At 55.9% G+C, this 19,143-nt stretch carries 17 protein-coding genes; 10 read left to right on the top strand and 7 right to left on the bottom strand.

Annotated elements, in window-relative coordinates:
• Positions 1–4 precede the first annotated feature (4 nt).
• Complete coding sequence (locus K7H94_RS20080) at positions 5–709, bottom strand: MgtC/SapB family protein (RefSeq protein WP_021509440.1); 705 nt, start codon at positions 707–709, stop codon at positions 5–7.
• A gap of 386 nt (positions 710–1,095) precedes the next feature.
• Here K7H94_RS20080 and K7H94_RS20085 point away from each other — a divergent pair, with 386 nt between their 5' ends.
• Positions 1,096–1,788: a hypothetical protein gene (locus K7H94_RS20085; protein WP_222952360.1), complete on the top strand. Its 693-nt coding sequence runs from the start codon at positions 1,096–1,098 to the stop codon at positions 1,786–1,788.
• Positions 1,789–2,138: 350 nt separating this feature from the next.
• On the opposite strand, the gene K7H94_RS20090 is transcribed toward K7H94_RS20085, so the two are convergent.
• Positions 2,139–2,603 (bottom strand): SMI1/KNR4 family protein, encoded by a 465-nt coding sequence (locus tag K7H94_RS20090; protein ID WP_222952361.1) that lies wholly within the window; start codon positions 2,601–2,603, stop codon positions 2,139–2,141.
• A gap of 981 nt (positions 2,604–3,584) precedes the next feature.
• Complete coding sequence (locus K7H94_RS20095; protein WP_222952362.1) at positions 3,585–4,661, bottom strand: LacI family DNA-binding transcriptional regulator; 1,077 nt, start codon at positions 4,659–4,661, stop codon at positions 3,585–3,587.
• 195 nt (positions 4,662–4,856) lie between these two features.
• Between K7H94_RS20095 and K7H94_RS20100 the strand changes: the two genes are divergently transcribed.
• The 7 genes from K7H94_RS20100 (at position 4,857) to K7H94_RS20130 (ending at position 12,621) form a co-directional block, all read left to right on the top strand.
• Entirely contained in the window at positions 4,857–5,678 is an 822-nt protein-coding gene (locus tag K7H94_RS20100; RefSeq protein WP_058759175.1) for an ABC transporter substrate-binding protein, read from the top strand.
• 73 nt (positions 5,679–5,751) lie between these two features.
• Positions 5,752–6,558 carry an amino acid ABC transporter permease gene (locus tag K7H94_RS20105; RefSeq protein WP_021509434.1) on the top strand — a complete coding sequence of 269 codons (807 nt, stop codon included), beginning with the start codon at positions 5,752–5,754 and terminating at the stop codon, positions 6,556–6,558.
• Position 6,559: 1 nt separating this feature from the next.
• Complete coding sequence (locus K7H94_RS20110) at positions 6,560–7,306, top strand: amino acid ABC transporter ATP-binding protein (protein ID WP_058759174.1); 747 nt, start codon at positions 6,560–6,562, stop codon at positions 7,304–7,306.
• Positions 7,306–8,379: a Gfo/Idh/MocA family protein gene (locus K7H94_RS20115; RefSeq protein ID WP_222952363.1), complete on the top strand. Its 1,074-nt coding sequence runs from the start codon at positions 7,306–7,308 to the stop codon at positions 8,377–8,379. The genes K7H94_RS20110 and K7H94_RS20115 overlap by 1 nt, the downstream gene beginning before the upstream one ends.
• Positions 8,380–8,412: 33 nt before the next feature.
• Complete coding sequence (locus K7H94_RS20120) at positions 8,413–9,531, top strand: NAD(P)/FAD-dependent oxidoreductase (protein ID WP_222952390.1); 1,119 nt, start codon at positions 8,413–8,415, stop codon at positions 9,529–9,531.
• 271 nt (positions 9,532–9,802) lie between these two features.
• Entirely contained in the window at positions 9,803–10,813 is a 1,011-nt protein-coding gene (locus tag K7H94_RS20125) for a GlxA family transcriptional regulator (RefSeq protein ID WP_141496004.1), read from the top strand.
• Positions 10,814–10,971: 158 nt separating this feature from the next.
• Complete coding sequence (locus tag K7H94_RS20130; RefSeq protein ID WP_222952391.1) at positions 10,972–12,621, top strand: methyl-accepting chemotaxis protein; 1,650 nt, start codon at positions 10,972–10,974, stop codon at positions 12,619–12,621.
• A 91-nt stretch (positions 12,622–12,712) separates the two neighbouring features.
• On the opposite strand, the gene alsS is transcribed toward K7H94_RS20130, so the two are convergent.
• Both alsS and budA read right to left on the bottom strand, forming a co-directional pair.
• Positions 12,713–14,392 carry an acetolactate synthase AlsS gene (gene alsS, locus K7H94_RS20135; RefSeq protein WP_021509428.1) on the bottom strand — a complete coding sequence of 560 codons (1,680 nt, stop codon included), beginning with the start codon at positions 14,390–14,392 and terminating at the stop codon, positions 12,713–12,715.
• A 14-nt stretch (positions 14,393–14,406) separates the two neighbouring features.
• Positions 14,407–15,189, bottom strand: coding sequence for an acetolactate decarboxylase (gene budA, locus K7H94_RS20140; protein ID WP_031280091.1), 783 nt, complete (start codon positions 15,187–15,189; stop codon positions 14,407–14,409).
• Positions 15,190–15,293: 104 nt separating this feature from the next.
• Between budA and K7H94_RS20145 the strand changes: the two genes are divergently transcribed.
• Together K7H94_RS20145 and K7H94_RS20150 are read left to right on the top strand one after the other, a co-directional pair.
• The gene (locus K7H94_RS20145; protein WP_150059021.1) at positions 15,294–16,175 is read left to right on the top strand and encodes a LysR family transcriptional regulator; all 882 of its coding nucleotides are present in this window, start codon (positions 15,294–15,296) and stop codon (positions 16,173–16,175) included.
• 498 nt (positions 16,176–16,673) lie between these two features.
• Entirely contained in the window at positions 16,674–18,455 is a 1,782-nt protein-coding gene (locus K7H94_RS20150) for a bifunctional diguanylate cyclase/phosphodiesterase (protein WP_222952364.1), read from the top strand.
• A gap of 118 nt (positions 18,456–18,573) precedes the next feature.
• Here the strand turns inward: K7H94_RS20150 and K7H94_RS20155 are convergent, their stop codons facing one another.
• Complete coding sequence (locus tag K7H94_RS20155; RefSeq protein ID WP_021509424.1) at positions 18,574–18,861, bottom strand: type II toxin-antitoxin system RelE family toxin; 288 nt, start codon at positions 18,859–18,861, stop codon at positions 18,574–18,576.
• Entirely contained in the window at positions 18,861–19,100 is a 240-nt protein-coding gene (relB, locus tag K7H94_RS20160; protein ID WP_058759167.1) for a type II toxin-antitoxin system antitoxin RelB, read from the bottom strand. Before relB ends, K7H94_RS20155 begins: the two co-directional genes overlap by 1 nt.
• Positions 19,101–19,143 lie beyond the last annotated feature (43 nt).

Below are 19,143 nucleotides of genomic sequence, written 5' to 3' on the forward strand. Positions count from 1 at the left end.
CGACTCAATCGGTCTCCGGCTCACACACCTGCCATCTGACCGAGCTGACGCCTTTTTCCAGGCTGATGCGGCTGACCAGATTTTCCAGCTGATCGGTCAGGCTGGGTTTACCCAGCACTTCCGCATTTACCGCCATGCGGTGTGACGGTTCCAGATCCTCACTGTGAAGGGATTGCAGCCGCAGACCGCTGCCGCCAAGGCTATGCAGCATCAGGCTGCGCACCTGCACCTCATCGGCCGCCAGACAGATGATCTGCACTTTGTAATACTGGCTGGCGTCTTCCGCAGTAATGATGCTCTGCCGATTGATGCCCTGTGCCAGCTCGCGCAGCAGGATGTTGGCGCACAGAATTACTACGCAACCGATGCCTGCTTCCAGCAGCAAGCCCATGCTGCATAACACGCCAATCGCCGCGGTACACCACAGCGTGGCAGCGGTGTTAAGACCGCGCACATTCAGGCCATCGCGCATGATGACGCCACCGCCGAGGAAGCCAATGCCGGAAACCACATAGGCCGCCACGCGCGAGGCATCTGCGGCAATTCCCGGTACGCTTTGCGTCATCAGCACAAACAAACAGGCACCGGTGCTGACCAGCGCATTGGTGCGCAGCCCGGTCAGGCGCTGGCGCAGCTGGCGCTCGCTGCCAATCAGCGCGCCCAGAATCAGCGCGACCGTGACGCGCAATAAAAAGATTTTCCAGTCCATGTCAGACCTCACTCCATCACCGCCGGGCAATGGATATTCAGGGTTGTAAGAATGGATTACAGCGGGGCCAGACAAAACGCAGAAAAAAGGGGGAGGGAAATCCACCGTCTTAACGCAGGGCTAAGACAGCGATGAGGCTATCTCAGCATCGGCACCGATTGTAATCGTGTGGGACAGGTGTCCAATTGTGTATCCTCATCAGTAAAAATTTCGCCGGCATTGTAGACGCTTTGCTCCGCCAGAGCGAAGACAAATCGCGCATCGTTTAAGCGGGGTTGAACAGGCATGAGATAATCACGCGTTTTCACACAATCAGGCTGGAGTGTCTGCTAAAAAACGTTTCATAATTAATTATCTGCGCTCATCCAAATACCCTAAGGTCTGACATGCAACCAATCAGTCTGCAAACCCGGTACCGTTCTGCGAACGAAAACACCATTGCGCTGTGGGCGAAAAATGCAGGCATCGGGAACATCCGTGAAGAAAATTACTACGATCCGGTAAAACTGGCGCTTGCCGCAGGGATAAAGCCGTCAGTTTCCTTACTGGTGTTACGTCTGATGGATGAATTGCAACAACTCACTCAGGCTGATCCGCTTGCCGATACGCTGCCAGCGCAAGGCCTTCATTTTACTTTTTTGCCTCTGACTTTACCGCTGTATAACGTCAACGAGCCATTACCAGCGAAAGCGGCGCAACTGACCACGATCTGGCAGGAATTTGCTGCGAAAAAAATCGTTATCCGGGATCTGCGCTTAGTGGCGTTGCCCAGTCAGTTATTGCTTGCGGGTATACCTGATACGCCTGCGATTGCCATGCGCCAGTCATTCTGCGACAAGGTTCTGGATTCAGACTGGAAAAATGAATTGCTGATGCGGCATGGCAACAGCCCATTGCCGGCACCATTCTGGCACAGCACGTTACTGCGCTACAGCGCTGAGTTTTTACCCGCAGTTTTGCGTCAATTCTTTTATGAACGTCAGGACATCAATTTCGGTGCGGTGGCGGGAGAATTGATGCTGGCGAAGGCTAACTACAACTGGACGACGTGTTATCCGTTATTGCCGGCGAGGGTTTAAATATGGTGAGTGCGCCATAACTGGCAGCCTCAGACTAATGGAGCTGTGTGTGGATACTACTGATTTACCTTTCGGGTCAAAGTGCGCATAATCATGATTATGTTAAATAAAATGTCTCGTCAGGTATCGCAGTCCTTCAGTTTCGTCCTTTACGCCTCTTATCCCCACAGCGGCACTGATGATTATTGACTGATACTCTTAACATTCCCGGCTCGATGGCCGGTATTGTATTTGTTGGGTCAAAATAGTGCGTGTAACAGTGAATCTTCCCTTACTCAGCTCTTCACCATTAAGGCTTAAGAATATCATTTCGATCAGTCAGATGTAGCTTAAAGGCAAGCTAACCCCCCCTATTTCAGGTGAGCTTTAATTCGCTTACACAAAAACTCATAGAAGTTGTTCGCATAATGCAGTGAATTCCCAGAGGGTAACCTCTGAAATATTGGACACTCTCCATCTTTAAGTTGCGAGTAGTCAAAATAGAATATTTCACCAAAATCAGTTTCACTCACAACTAGTTGTTTTTCTTTTGCCTTACCATTTTTCACGTCAGTTAGATTCTGATAAACAATATCTCCACCACAGACATCCTTAAAATCTATGCCATAAATACTATATATTTCCTCGCCACCAATTTCGCCGCCAACATACTCCTTTAAAAAAGCTTTATAGGATGGCGTAAATGGAAGACCAAGAGTTTTTTCAGCTCGTTCAATCCACTCACTATCAACGGCATTTTCAGCATTTCCAAAATCTACTAAATCACTATTATTAGCAATAAGCTCCGCAACATCTGATAGCGCAAAATCGCTCATAATTCATTCACCATATCCCGCAGCAATGATCATTATCACATAACTCAATCTCGATAACCATAAAAACAAATTCCTTGATGATAGATTGATATTAGTAAACATTTCGTTCAGACATTTAACATCCTTTCCATTATAGGTTTCGTTAGAAAATGATCTGCAATGAACAAAGAAAAGAAATGTAGAAATAAAGCCAATTGAATTTATGTATAAAGCTGAGGTGTTCTGATTTTTGACGAAGTCAAAGAGGTTACCAAATATCAAGGTGCCTCCAATCGATATGGCTGAGATATTAGATAACCGGCCAGGCTTAAAAAGCATGAAGTCAAAAAAAGAAATGTGGCTTTTGCTGGTGTTTTCCTGCTTAAACTGGAATGCGCAAAAAGGAAGAAACAAACAATGAATGTTAGCATGGAAATTACTGTTATAGATAAGCTAGTGTAGTAAATATCATTTAGATTCATGACCATAAAACTTCTGTTAAGAACTCCCTTTAAAATGAATACTACGGAATTTGATGCGACTAATCTCAGGAGATGATCCCACACCAATGAGAGACTAATCATTCCAACATTTTTCGTTATGTCTCACACCTGATGGAGGAAGAAATCATTGCATCAAATACTGCGTTCTACCGCGTTTCTTACCGGTGCCGCTGATTCTTAATTATCCAGGTGCGCATGAATGCGCACCCTACGAGATATAGCACAATTTAGTGTTTCTCCGGTGTGCATGAATGCGCACCTTGCGAGGCATCGCACAACTGAATGTGTCACCGGTGCGCATCAATGCGCACCCTGCGAGATATCGCACAATTTAATGTGTCACCGGTGTGCATGAATGCACACCCTACGAGTCATCGCATAATTTACTGTTTCTCTGAGGCGTATGAAGAAACAAAACCGCGCCGTTTTCTGTAGGGGCGCCATTCATGGCGACCAAAAAAGCAGGGAGAAATTCCACAAACCCGCCACGCACATTGTATCACCGGGCCGACGGATTTTCCCCCACTGAGCCGCGCACCACCATCCAGCTGTCAAACGCGGGTAAGACGCCGGCGGATTGCTGGCGGATGTGGCAAATCAACCGGCGCGCGGCTTCGCGTCCCATTTCATACACCGGCTGGGCGACCACGGTCAGCGGCGGTGACATCAGCTCGGTCCAGGGAAAATCGTCGTACATCACAAAAGAGATATCTTCGGGTACGCGCAGGCCGCGTTTGGCCAGACCGCGCAGGATGCCCATCGCAATCAGGTTATCGGAGGCAATCAGCGCGCTGGGTGGTTCGGCGAGCGCCAGCAGTTCAGTCAGGATCTGCTCAATGATGGCTTCGCTGAGTGCATTAAGCCGAATCAGCGCTGGATCCAGTTCCTTACCCGCGGCCCGGTAGGCATCAATCATTCCGCTAACACGCTGCGCCACCGGCGTGGGGCCCAGCGTGATTGCCGGCGAATACGGTGCAGCGCTGCGCATGCTGGAGAGATAAGCAATACGCTGATGTCCGGCCGCCAGTAACAGCTCCGTCGCCTGTTTGGCCACTGCGACAAAGTTTGCCTGGATGGTCTCCACCTCCATCCCCTGCACTGCCCGGTCGAACATCATTAATGAACGCCCTTCTGCCAGCACCTGGCGAAGATGTTCATTATCCTCAAACAATGAGCTGCACGGCGCGACGATGATGCCATCGACGCGCTTATCCAGCATCACGCGCACGGCTTCCCGCTCCTCGTCCAGCGTTTCATCGCTGTTACTCAGCAGCAGGTGAAAGCCCGCCTGGCGCGCAACGTCGGCCATGCCGCGCAGCGCGAGGCCAAAGTGTGGGTTTTCGATGTCGCCGACAATTACCCCAATAGTATTGGAGCGGCCAGTGTTCATGCTGCGCGCCAGCTCGTTCGGTCGGTATCCCAGCGCTTCAGCAGCCTGATTCACCCGCGACTGCACATCTTCACTGACGGAACCATACCCGCCCAGCGCACGTGCCGCCTGAGCTTTGGAAACATTGGCGGCGCGGGCGACGTCGGCAACGGTCGGACCGCGTGAACGAGCATTTTCATTGGTCATAATTATTTCGAATCACAAGTTGATAACAACATAATTGACGCTGCTGATAGCGTGTGCTTAATATCAGTATATCCGAATGAGACCGGTCTCACAACCAGAGCCGGTTTCATTTTGCCCCGCGTTGAGACCGGTCTCAATAACAATAAACCGGCTTGGCGAACTCTGAAGTTTCACCTGCACAGACGGAAGAGCCTTATGACATCGCACAAACGTTTCAATCACCTGACCGCCGCCCTGTTCGGCACGGCAATGCTGGTTTCCGCCAGCTGGAGCGCCCATGCCGCCAGCGACAGTAATCCCTGGGGTTTGATCGAACCCGGTCATCTCCGCGTTGCCAGCCTCGGCGACGCGAAGCCCTACACCTTCACCGATAAAAACGGCAACTTCACCGGCTTTGACGTCGAATTCTTCAAAAATGTGGCGCATCGCATGGGCATCGATCAGGTGGATTTTATCGGTCAGGACTTCTCCGCCATTCTGCCGGCGGTAGCAAATGGCCAGTATGATGCCGGCGTCGCCGCCATTGGCATCACGCCGCTGCGCGAAAAAACCGTCGATTTCTCCACCGGCTATCTCGCGGGCTATCTGACGGTGCTGACCCGCAGCGATTCCGGGGTGAAAAACGTTGAAACCCTGGCGCATAAACGGCTGGGGGTGATTCAGGGCACGCTGCAGGAGAACTATGCGCTGCAGCACTTCAAACAGACCGATCTGGTGCGTTTCCCCGATAACAACGCAGCGGTGTCCGCGCTGAATAACGGCACGCTTGATGCCATGTTCCTCGACTACGAAGCCGCCAAAGATTATGCCACCCGCTTCAAGCTGGTCACGGCGGCGAACATCCCTTCATTTGACGCGCCTGCGGGTGTCGCCATCGCCAAAGGCAAGCCCGAGTTCAAAGCAGCGCTGGATAAAGCCATCAAAGCGGCGATGCAGGATGGGACCTGGAAACAGCTGTACCAGAAGTGGTTCCCGGGTTCGCCAATGCCGCAACAATATCTGCCCGGCGGCCAATAACCCTGCGCATCGTTATGCGTGAGACTGCATCCGGTGACGGCGCATGTCCGTCACCCGCAACCGAGAATCGGCTATGGATCTGATCACTATTCTTTCCCGTACGTTTTTTGATATTCCATCAATGATGGATGTCCTGCCACAGCTGCTGGCAACCGGACTGGTCAACACCATCATTATCTCCGTGGCGGCCACCGTGCTGGGCACGTTATTCGGCCTGATCCTGGCGCTGATGGGCATCTCGCCCTCGCGCTGGCTGCGTGTGCCCGCGCGGCTGTATACCGATCTGTTTCGCGGCTTGCCTTCCATCCTCACCATTCTGTTGATTGGTCAGGGTCTGGCGCGTTTCAGCTATCAGCTATTTGGCCCGACGCCGTATCCGCTCGGCATTTTTGCCCTGAGCCTGATTGCCAGCGCCTACATGGGCGAGATTTTCCGCTCCGGTATCCAGAGCGTGGAACAGGGGCAGATGGAAGCCTGCCGGGCGCTGGGAATGAGCTATGGCCGGGCGATGCGCCTGGTGATCATTCCGCAGGGCATCCGCCGCGTGTTGCCTGCGATAGTCAATCAGTTCATCGCCATCATCAAAGACTCCTCGCTGGTTTATCTGCTGGGCCTGATGACCGGTCAGCGTGAGCTGTTCCGCGTCGGTCAGGATGCCGCCGTGCTGAGCGGCAACCTGTCACCCCTGATGCTGGCCGGGCTGTTCTATCTGGTGATCACCGTGCCGCTCACCCACGCCGTGAACTACATCGACGTCCGCTACCGTACCGGACGTCGCCGCGCCACCGCGCCACAAAGCGGCCTGAAGGAGCTCGATGAAGTGCAGCAAAAGCGCAACGTGGTTCCGGCGGTCTCCCTTACCAGCGAGCGAGGACACTAATATGACCATGCCATCTGCATTTCACGGTGCCAGTCTCGAGCTGCGCAATCTCACACTGGCGTACGGCCCGATTGAGGTGCTGCGCAATGTGTCGCTGAGCATCGAACCGGGCACCACCACCTGCATCATCGGTCCCTCGGGATCGGGAAAATCCACCTTGCTGCGCGGCATTAATCGCCTGCATGAGCCGAAGAACGGCGATGTCTTACTGGCCGGGCGTTCTGTCCTGAAGGACAAGCCCGATGCGCTGCGGCTGAGAATTGGCATGGTGTTTCAGCATTTCAACCTGTTTCCCGATCACAGCGCGCTGGAAAACGTGGCGCTGGCACCGTGGAAAGTAAAAGGCCGTCCGAAAGCCGAAGCACTGGAGATTGCCCGTCAGCGGCTGGCCGAAGTGGGCCTTGCTCAGCGAGCCGATCACCGTCCGCGCGATCTCTCCGGAGGTCAGCAGCAGCGCGTGGCAATAGCGCGCGCGCTGGCGATGGAGCCGGAAGTGATGCTGTTCGATGAAGCCACCTCGGCACTCGATCCTGAGCTGGTGAAAGGCGTTCTGACGCTAATGGCCGATTTGTGCCAGCGCGGCATGACCATGGTTGTCGTGACTCATGAGATGGGCTTTGCCCGGCGCGTGGCCGACCAGGTGGTGTTTATGGATGAAGGCGAAATCGTGGAAGCCGGCACGCCGGAACAAATCTTTGACCGTCCGCAATCCGCGCGCCTGCAGCGTTTTCTGTCGGAGGTGCTGTGATGACACATTTTCAGGTTAGCGGCCCAATCCGCACGGCCCTGGTGGGGTTTGGCGTCGCCGGCAGCGTGTTTCATGCGCCGCTGCTTGCCCATAACGCTGACTACCGTCTCGACGTCATCGTCACTGGCGATGCCCAACGCGTAGCGACCGCGCAGCAACGTTACCCTCAGGCGCGCGTGCTGCCGGACTGGCCAGCGCTGCTCAAGGCCATTGATGGCGGCGAGATCGGCATCGATCTCATCGTGCTGGCCACGCCGCCGGCGCAACACGCGGAGCAGGCTGTACAGGCCAGCCAGCGCGCGATCCATCTGGTGGTGGATAAACCGTTCGCACCGGACGTGCAGGCGGCAGAAATGATGATCGCCGCCGCGCAGCAGGCCAATACCTTGCTCACCGTGTTTCATAACCGACGCTGGGACGGCGATTTTCTGACGTTGCAGCGCCTGGTGCACCAGGAAGCCTTCGGCACCGTAAGGAGTTTTGAGTCGCGTTTCGAATGGTGGCGACCGCAGGGATTCGGCAACTGGCGTGACAGCGTCACGCTGGCACAGGGCGGTGGTTTATTGCTGGATCTCGGCAGCCATCTGATTGACCAGGCCATCCAGCTCTTTGGCCCGGTAGAACACGCCACGGCAGAGCTGGCGCGCCATTCCGGCCCGCAATCCGACAGTGACGAGGACTGTTTTGTTTCATTGCTGCACCACAACGGCGTGCGCTCGCGGCTGTGGATGAATGGCCAGGCGGCACTGAATGCGCCGCGCTTTCACCTGCTGGGCAGTAAAGGCGCCTTCACCCACTGGGGGCTGGACAATCAGGAGCCGCAGCTGGCGGCTGGCATGTCACCCGGCGACAACCAGTACGGCGTGACGCCGGCAGAAAACTCTGCCCGGGCCGGCACGGTCGGGGCAACCACAACGGTGCCGATTGAACGTGGTCACTACCCCGCTTTCTATCAGCTGTTAGCTCACGCGCTGGTACATGGCGGGCCGCCGCCGGTTGATGCGCGTGAAGCGCTCGGCGTTTTACAGCTTATTGAGCAGCTCCATCAGCAGCATCGCGTACGTATTGCCTGAAGGGCGAACATTTTTTAACAGAAGGAATGAATGATGTCTGACAAAACCGTGGTAAAAACCGTCATCGTGCTGGGTGGCGGCATCCTCGGCGTCTCAACCGCCTGGCAGCTGGCGCAGGCGGGCGCGCAGGTCACGCTGGTGACGGAAGCGGCACTCTGCTCCGGCGCCACCGGCCGATCCCTCTCCTGGCTCAACTCCGCGGGCGAGCGTTCGCAGCCTTACCATGCGCTGCGCATGGCGGGCATTGACCGCTATCGCACGCTGTTTGCCCGCCATCCGCAGCTCGACTGGCTGCGCTTCGACGGCGCGATTTATTGGGCCGCAGACGATGACGCGGGCACCAAAGCGCGTCATCACTATGAAAAAGCGCAGGGCTACGACTCAAAGCTGATCAATCGCGCCACGGTCGGTGATGTCGATGCACAGGTGAATCCGGCCAGCCTGAGTCAGGTGGCGATTGCCAACCCCGGTGAAGGCTGGGTCAGCCTGCCGCATCTGGTTGAGCATCTGGTTCAGGCATTGCGCGCGCTGGGCGGAGAGATCATTGAGCACGCCGGTAAAGCCAGCGTGATCACCAAAGACGGCCGGGCCAGCGGCATTCGCAGCGAAAAACGCGGTGAGCTGCTGGCCGATCGCGTACTGGTAGCGTGTGGCCCGTGGACGCCGGACGTGGTTGCCCCGCTCGGCGTGCACATCCCCAACGGTTCTCCGGTCTCTATGCTGGTAACCAGCCAGCCCGGCGATCACCGGCTGCAGGTGGTAATGAATACGCCGCGCGCGGCGGTCCGGCCTAATCCCGGCAACACCATCGCCGTCGATCACGACTGGTATGAAGAGCACATCGTCGCGCAGGCCGACGGGCAGTACAGCATTGATACCGCAGTCATTAACCAGCTGATGGCGGAAGCGGGTAACCTGATCGCTGACGGCGCGCCGCTGAAAGCCAGCAGCTGGAAAATCGGTCTCAAGCCGATTCCTGGCGATGGCGAACCGGTGGTCGGTGAGCTGCAGCAGGTTCCCGGCTGTTTTGTTGTCTTCACCCATTCCGGCGCCACGCTGGCATTGATCCTCGGTGAGATACTGGCGCAGGAGATACTCACCGGCGTTAAACACCCGATGCTGGCGACCTTCCGCCCGGAAAGATTCAGCTAACGTCAGCACCAGCGCCACGAAGAAAGTGGCGCTGGCTACACGCCCTGTTGTCTGTCACACACCGCGACTTTGCCCAATCCCATCGCCTCATCCACGCGCCCTTTTCGTTTCCCTGCTGGTCTGATATCCGCTTATTGCCGGTTTCTTTTCCGATGACAACCGCCAGGGCCAGATAAAATAAGAGTCCGCTATTGAGGCCACAAAGCTTCAGCGGCGGAAAATGTCACATTTTTCACGCAAATCACGACAATCTGAACACAGGAAACCCCTTATGCGTATCGCCATACTCGCCCTGGAAGGCAGCGTACTGTCCGCCGTTGCCGGAATGACCGACCTTTTCTGGATAACCAACAAAGCGATTGCCTCTTCCCCCGTGCACGCCGCACGCTTTCCCGATAAAGCTTTTGAAACGCTGATTGTCAGCGCCAACGGTGACCCGGTGTGGGATACGGAAGGCCGCCTGATTCACATCGACAGCTCATTTCAGGGGGCCGGTGCGGTTGATGTGGTGATTGCGCCCGGCATGTTGCTGGGGCCCGACCTGCAACCGATCAACCTTGACAGTATCCGTCAGGCTGCTGGCTGGTTTAACAAACTCTATCAGCAGGGTGTCTGGGTGGCTGCTGCGGGCACCGGTGGCGTGATCCTTGGCGAGGCGGGTTTGCTGAATGACCGTTCCTTTACCACCACCTGGTGGGTCAGCCATATGTTGCAGGCGCGCTATCCGCAGGCGCGACTGGCGAAAGGCAAGACGCTGGAGGAAGACGATCGCGTCATTACCAGCGGCGGCTGTTTTTCGTGGATATCGCTGGCCCTGTATATCATTGAAAAAAGCGCCGGCAAGGCGGTGGCGGATCTCACCCGGGAGATGTCGCTGGCCGATAACCCTGTGCTGCACACCCACCTTCCCGGCTCGCCGGGTACGGGGAAAAGCAGCACGCCGTTTCTGGTGCGGGCGCAGGAGATCATCCGCCTGGAAAATCCTGCCATCAATGCCGCGCAGCTGGCAGCCGCACTGAACGTTACCGGGCGCACCCTGCAGCGCAGAATGAAAGCCCTGTCGCAGGAGACGCCAAAAGAGTTTATTACCCGCATCCGCATTGAACTGGCCTGTACCATTCTGGCCAGCACCGACATCAGCGTGCGTCAGACCGCCTTGCAGTGCGGTTACAGCGAAGACACCGCCTTTCGTAAAGCCTTCCATCAGGTGATGGCGATGACGCCGGCCCAGTATCGTGAGTGGATAGCCCACCGTAAGAAGCAGGTAATTAGCGCAAAATAATACGCCACGCATTTTGAAAGTTATTTAATTACTTCAAAATTAATGATCCTGAAAAGTTAATTTATTCATAATTTTTGAAATAACCTTTTGTGAGGTCCTGCCGATGTACGGTGGGTTGTCGCTTTATTCCTTTTAACTTTTTACCAGGTAACAATATGATGAATATTACTCAAAGACTTACCCTGGCTTTCATTTTACTCTCAGCTTCACTGGTGGTGACGGGCATTATTTCTGTGCGACTGTTAGGCGGTTTTCAGGAGCGCTTTGAATATGTTCAGGTCAATGCGATTCCCTCTATTCGCGATCTGTCCGAACTGATTGATCGCAGCAATAAACTGTCGCTCTCCCTGTATAAACATCAAAGCCAGACTGACAATGCGCGCATGCCGCCGGTCGAGAAAGAGATCGCCCAGCGCCTGGCCGATATTAAAACGCTGGCAGAATATTATTTAGCCAATGATATCTCCAGCGACGAAGATAAGCAGATGACCATTAAAGGCCTGGCGACGCTGCGCGTGGTTGAATCACGGTTGCCGGCCTTTCTGGCTGCTTCACACGCTCATCAGGATGACGTCACGCTCGGCATGCTGGAAGCCGAGAGCGGTATTGGCGGCGCCATCAGCCAGTTAAAAAATGATTATCGCCAGCAGATGGCGCTTAATTTGTCGCTGGGTGACGGCTTGCGCGTGGTCAACCAGGAGATCTATCACCGCACATTCTGGGGATTGAGTGCCGGGGTCGCGGTGACACTGCTGTTACTGGGTACGCTCACCGCGTTAACGCTGGTGCGCATTCGTCAGAGCCTGAAAGCGATTGGTCAGGTGATGGATCACGTTGGCAGCAGCCTTGATCTGAGCGTCACCGCCGATGACAGCAAAAAAGACGAAGTCGGCAACATGGCCCGCGCCTTTAACCAGCTGCTTGACCGGGTTGGCAGCGCGCTGGCGCAGGTCAGTACCGCTTCTCACGCCGTCAGTTCGGCGTCGGCACAAATTGCCGCCGGCAACGAAGATCTCTCCTCGCGGACGGAACAGCAGGCCGCCTCGCTGGAACAGACGGCGGCCAGTATGGCGGAATTGAGCGAAACCGTGCGTCAGACGGCCGACAATACCCGGCAGGCTAATCGTCTGGCCGGTAACGCGACAGAACTTTCAGACGCCAGCGCGGTGTCGCTGGGCAATATGCTCAACACCATGGCGGAGATCCGCTCCAGCTCGAAAAAAATCACCGAAATTGTCACGCTGATCGAAGGCATTGCCTTCCAGACCAATATTCTGGCACTGAATGCTGCTGTCGAAGCGGCGCGCGCCGGCGAACACGGAAAGGGCTTTGCGGTGGTTGCGGGTGAAGTGCGCAATCTCTCGCAGCGTTCGACCCAAGCGGCCAGGGAGATCAAACAGCTGATTGATACCTCCTACAGCCTGGTGGAATCGGGTGCGGTCCAGGCCGAAGCGGTGGAAGAGAACATGACAGGACTGAAAACCGCGTTCCGTCAGGTGAATGACCTGGTAAGCGAAATCGCTGCCGCCGCCGAAGAGCAAAACACCGGCATCTCGCAGGTGCACCTGGCGATTAATCAGATGGATGATGTCACGCAGCAGAATGCGGCGCTGGTAGAGGAGGCCTCTGCCGCATCCGCGTCATTGCAGGATCAGGCGCAAACCCTGTCCGGCCTGGTGAATCAGTTTTCACTGGCCGCATCCGCGCGACCTGCTGAGCGCCCGAAAACGGTCTCCGCGCTGAAACGTCCGGCAGCTGTACCCGTGGCCGCCGGGCACGGCATGGACGCGGACTGGCAGAGCTTTTAACCCAATACGGCCAGCCAGGTGCTAAATAGCGCATTATTCCGGACCGCCGTGACGATGACGGCCGGTCCGGACTGGCTCAGGAGACAGCCGATCAAAGCAGCTGGCTGAGGTGCAGCTGCCCCATCAACAGCGGGTTATCGCTGTAATCTACCGGGATGGCCACCACGGCCGGTCCTTCCACCTCCATCGCCCGCCGCAACGTGGGTTCCAGTTCAGCGGCGCTGTTCACCGAAAATCCAGCGGCACCAAACGCCTGCGCGTAAGCTTTGAAATCCACCGGCCCGAAGTTCACACCGGACACGCGCTGGTATTTCTTCTCTTCCTGAATCGCCACCATGTTATAGCCATTGTCGACCCAGATGATGTGCAGAATATTGGCCTTTAACCTGACGGCAGTTTCCAGCTCCATGCTGGATTGCAGAAAGCCGCCGTCGCCCGACACCGAAACCACTTTACGGGACGGATCGACCAGCCAGGCGCCAATCGCCCACGGCAGCGCCACGCCCATGGTTTGCTGCCCGTTGGAAATCATGATTTGCCGTGCCCGGAAGCTGTAAAGATAACGGGCAATCCAGATATGAAAACTGCCCATGTCGACCGTCAGGCTGACGTCACTGTTAATGATGTCCTGCATCGCCCGGACGATACGCAGCGGATGCAGGGCGAATTGATCGAGGCTGGCACCCTGCATCGCCAGCAGCTGACGCTGTTGCTGGCGATCCTGCAGAATGGTGGCGGCAGCGTCGCTGAGCTGCAGCGGCGACGTGATTTGCGCGGCGATTTTGCGCACCGTACCGGCGATATCACCTACCAGTTCGGCGTCGGGTTGATAGTGGTTATCGGTCTCGGCGGGTAGCACGTCGATGTGCACCAGCAAGGCGTTGCTGCTGTTCCACATGGCCGGTTCATACTCGACCGGGCTGTAACCAATGGTGATAATCAAATCCGCCTGCTGGAGCAGGCGGTCACCAGCCTGATTGTTAAACAGGCCAACCCGGCCGGCAAAGCGTGAGAAGTGCTCCTGCCGCACCGCGCCCGCCGCCTGATAGGTGCTGGTCACCGGAATACGGCTTTTGCTCAGCAGTTCATGAATCGCCGCGCTGTTCTCCGGCTGGCTGGCCATCAGGCCCAGCAGAATCACCGGATTTTTCGCCCGCGCAATCTCGCGGCTTACGGCATTCACCAGCGCGTCGGGCGCAGCGCCCAGCGTGATGTGTCCTGAACGCTGTAACAGGCTGCCTGACACCGGCTGGTCAACAATGTCCTGAGGCAGACTGAGGAACGATGCGCCGCCGCGCCCGTTTTCGGCATGGCGAAACGCGTTCGATACGCACTCCGCGAGCGCCGAGGCATCAGTGACTTCTACGGCAAATTTGGTCACCGGGCGAAACATCGCCACCGTATCCATGCTTTGATGCACCTGTTTGGCACTGTCAGAGCGCTTAACCGCCCCGCCGATCGCCACCACCGGATCGCCTTCGCTGGTGGCGGTGGCCATGCCGGTCACCAGGTTTGAGCAGCCAGGCCCGGAAGTCACCAGCGCTACGCCGGCGTGGCCGGTCAGGCGGCCCATTGCCGCGGCCATAAACGCCGCGTTAGCCTCATGACGCACCGGAATCAGCTGAATGGAAGAGTCCACCAGCGAATCAAACACCTTGTCGATTTTGGCACCGGGAATGCCAAAAATATGGTTTACGCCCTGCGCTTCCAGCTGAGCGACAACCAGGTCTGCGCCACTGTTCCACAGCGTCTGGGTTTTAAGCTGTTTCATGATCACCTCTGCACTTAACTTTCGACGGAACGGATCGCGGCATCCAGATCCTGCGGATTAAGATCGGCCTGTAAAAACTCGCGATCCTGCGGCAGGTCGACCACCAGCTTACTGATGGCACCAAACGTCAGCGTGCCCTGCTCCAGCACATAATCGAGGATATGTCCGCCGCCCTGACGGTCGTCGGTGATGAAGTGCTCGTGATAGCCGGCGACGTTAATACCCTGCATATATTGCGGCGTGCGGAATCCAATCAGCTCACCGTCGCGCTGGCGAAAATCGAAGGTGGGCTGATTGCCGAGCACTTCCGGCATCGAGCGATACGGGCGGCACTGGCAGGGAACGGTGCGCGTCTGTACCGAGGCAAAGCGACCGCTCAGGCGCAGCGCGCAGAAATGGTTATCGGAGGTGATGATGCGATCAATCACCTGATGGACGTCATCACGCGTGGCGGTATGCGCAAAGCGGTGCTGATGTTCCGGTTTAAAGAAGGTCATCACGGCGAACGGGGTTTGTTGTTCAGGCCGTGCCGGGCTGGCGCTGCCATCGGCGCGCAGCTGATAAACCTGCCGGTCAAATGCCACCAGTTCACCATCCAGCTGATTAAACGTGCCGAGGCCAAAATCGCCCTTCTGCAACAGCTGCGCGACGGTGGTTGAACCGTCATAGACGCCATTGAGCAGCGCACTCATCAGGGAGGTCTGATAGATAACCTTTTCTGGTGATTGCTGTCCCAGTTGAGTGACGGATGCCTTTAGCTGATCTTCGCATGAACAATCAGATACAAAGTTACACATTTGCTGCCTCACAATCAGATAGTTAAGCCGTGTTAATATCATGGTGGGCTATATAGCTCACAGAATCCAATAGTGAAAACTGCCAACTTCGAGACGTTTTTGATATGGAACTTCGCCACCTGCGTTATTTCGTTGCCGTTGCTGAAACGCAGCACTTTACCCGCGCCGCCGAGTTGCTGGGCATGTCGCAGCCACCGCTCAGCCAGCAAATCCAGCGGCTGGAGCACGAGATCGGCACGCCGTTGCTGAAGCGCCTGACGCGCGGCGTGGAACTGACCGATGCGGGCCGCGCGTTTCTGCCCGATGCAATAGCGATTGTGCAGCTGGCCGATATGGCGCTGGAAAAGGCGCGCGGCGTGGCGCGCGGCATGAGCGGCCAGATGTCACTGGGTTTTGCCAGCTCGGTGGCGTTTGGCGCGCCGGTGTTTGATCTGATTCGCGCCTTCAAAACGCGCTACCCGGCGATGGAGCTCATCACCCGGGAAGAGAACATGGCGCTGCTGATGCAGGACTTAGGGGAAGGTTTGCTGGATGCGGCGTTCATTCGTCTGCCGTGTGAGAGCAGTAAGGCGTTTAACCTGAAAGTGATCGCCACGGAGGAGATGAAAGTGGCGCTGCCGGCCAGCCATGCGCTCAGCCAGCAGCAAAGTGTTGCGCTAACGCAGCTGGCCGAAGAATCACTGATTATTTTCCCGCGCGAGGTGGCGCCCAGCCTGTACGAATTAATCGTCAGTGCCTGTCTGCGCGCCGGCTTTGATGCAACACGCTTTCAGCAGGCTCCGCAGATTACCTCCTCGCTCGGCATGGTGGGCGCAGGCTGCGGGATTGCGCTGGTGCCGGCTTCGCTGTGCTGCGTCAACAATCCACAGCTGGTATTTCGTGACATTGAAAACAATACGCTGTTCACCGACATTGCCTTTGCCTGGCGGCGTAATCATCCAGCCAAAACGGTGTTACACCTGCTGAGTTTACTTAACGGGGAATAATTTGAGGGGGAAATCTGATGTCTGTGGTGACAGAGCGGACTGAACAATACGCTTATATAACATTAGCCGGGATAATAAATATACCGGCAGGTGCGTTTTTATCAGGATAATAATACGCAGCGATACTATTATTTTGCTCATTAATTATTAGAAAGCCAGCATTATTACCCGACTCATCCCTGCCAGAAATTAATAATGCCTTCATTCTCAGGAAGTAATGGCCTGCATGCTCTACTTAATTAGAGTTAGCAGAGAGGTCAGGTAACCTGTTATTGCCAGACTGATAAAAATAATACGATAAATTATCAGAATCGTCGCTGCTTAAAAATTTCGTTAAAGAAAATAAAAATGACAGATGCCGGTGTTAAGCCTACCATGAGAAAGACCATTATAATATTTACGCTTATTAACCACGCCAGCGGCAGGGTGTTGCAGGCCGCATACTGAACTTTTTGCTGTTAAATTTCGCACCGGAACCAGGCCGGCGCGGAGGAAATTATGCTGATGAATTTCAACGGTGACGACGATCGCCGCGCACGGGCATTGAAGGCGCTGCGCAGTCGCGACGAAAGCCGTGACGACGTATTGCAAAACTTTGTCCGGCTGACCAGTCAGGCACTGGGTATTCCAGGTAGCTTTGTCTCCGTTCTGGATGATGAACATCAGCATATCTGCGCCGCCCATAATTTTGCGCTGGAGCACTCGTCCCGCGAGGACTCGCTGTGCCGCCACGCCGTTGACAGTGACGGCGCGGTAGTTATCTCCGACACCCTGCTGGATGCGCGTTTTGCCCGCCATCCGCTGATCATCGGTGCCCCTTTTATCCGCTTTTACGCCGGTGTGCCGCTCAGACATCGCGATGGCTATGTGCTGGGCACGCTGTGCGTCACGGACGTCGCGCCACACTCATTCAACGCTGATCAGGTGAAGGTATTACAGCTGCTGGCCGATCTGGTGATGTCATTCCTCGAAGCGTGGCACTGTGCCGGCTTCACCGATCCGGTCACGGCACTGCCTAACCGCCAGCGCCTGATTCGTGACCTGCAGCGTCTCGCCTCCATCGGGGACCGGACGCCGCAGCGGCTGATCCTGATCGACTGCATTGATATGCCGCGCGCCTATGAACTGGCGCGCTCCATGGGCATGGGGCCGGTGGAAAGCCTGCTGAAGCACGTCACCACGTTACTGCCTTTGCGCCTGCAGCCCGGTGCGGACGACATCATTTATACCGTCGCCACCGGGCGTTTTGCGATTCTCACCATGGACAACAGCCCGCTGACCGCCGCATCGGTGGCAGAAAACCTGGCAGGGATCAGCGCGGATTTGGACGCGGGCATCTCTGTCGCCCTCACCTGCTTTACCGGCGAAGTCATTTTCATTCCAGCAGAACTTCGCGCGCAGGAAGTGCTGCGCCGGGCGGTAAGTGCCCTGCATGAGGCGATTGGCAACCGGGTGCCCGCCATGAGCTTCAGCCTGGTGGCCGATCAGCGCCGCACTCAGGACTTTCTGCTGATGAACGATCTGGCTGCGGCACTGCAACAGGATCAGGGCCTGTGGCTGGCGTTCCAGCCGAAGATCTGCCTGAACAGTGGCCGGCCCGTTGGCCTGGAGGCACTGGTGCGCTGGCGGCATCCGCAGCGCGGCGAACTCGCTCCCGATCTGTTTATCCCGCTGGCGGAACAGACCGAGCTGCTCAGTGCCTTAACCAGCTGGGTGACCGACAAGGCGATCGCCAGGTTAAAACGCCTGCAGCACAGCCCCCTCCAGCTGCCAGTGACCATCAATATCAGCAGCCGCGACTTCTCTGATCCCGGCTTTGCCGATGCGCTGGAAATGAAAATGCTGCAGGCCCGCCTGCCGACCTCGCTGCTGGGCATTGAATGCCTGGAGACCGAGCAGATTATTAACAGTCCCGCGGCGCTACAGGGGCTGGAGATGCTGAAGCTGCGTGGGTTTGGCATCTCGCTGGATGACTTTGGCACCGGCTACAGCAATATCGGCTACCTGCGACGGATGCCGCTGGATGTGATCAAGCTTGATCGCGCGCTGATCAGCGAAATCGCCTCAGATACCGCGTCGCGGATTATCGCGCGCAGCATCATTACCATGCTGAAACAGCTGGATTACACCGTACTGGCTGAAGGCGTAGAGAATGTCGACACCGTTGCCGCGCTGGCGGAGTACGGCTGCGATCAGGCGCAGGGTTACTTCTATGCGCGCCCGCTGCCGGAAAGCGAGCTGGATGCGTGGCTGACGCGCCAGCTTGCGGCACAACGCTGAGGTGTGGTTCAGTGTACGCCGGGGAGCGTCTGGAGCAGAGTCCGTGGCAATACGATGACTCTGTTAGCTTAAAGCAGAATGATACTTCAAAGGTGAAACAGAAATACCCGGCTTAGTTTTAGAGAATGCGCTTCACGGCCTCGTTATAAACCTCCGCGCGTTCTCTTTTACCAACCGAAATCACGAAAACCACCACCTTCTCGTCTATCACCTGATAGACAAGGCGATAACCTGAAGACCTGAGCTTTATTTTGTAACAGTCAGGCATACCGCGAAGCTTGTTCGCTTCAATACGGGGTGCCTCAAGTACTTCAGCCAACTTTTTTTTTAATTGTTCACGTACCGTCGAGCCCAGCTTTCGCCATTCCTTTAGTGCCCGCTCGTCAAAATCCAGAAAATAGGCCATCAAAGGTCATCCAGCGTCACACGAACTGGCTTAGGATTGCGAAGCCGCTCTTTCACTATTTCGACCAGCTCAGCATCTTCGTCGCTCAGCAGTGTCTGTTTGAACGGTAAACGTTCATTTTCGGCGATATACTCAAGCATGAGACGAAGCGCTTCAGAGGGAGTCACCCCCATTTTTTCAAGCGCAGCGTAAGAACGTGCTTTGAGTTCATCATCAATACGCAGGTTGATGCTGCCCATGTCCTACACCTCTTGTACATACAAATGTCATTACAAGTATTTC

The sequence above is a fragment of the Pantoea dispersa genome (assembly GCF_019890955.1).
GTDB classification, from domain to species: Bacteria; Pseudomonadota; Gammaproteobacteria; order Enterobacterales; family Enterobacteriaceae; genus Pantoea; species Pantoea dispersa.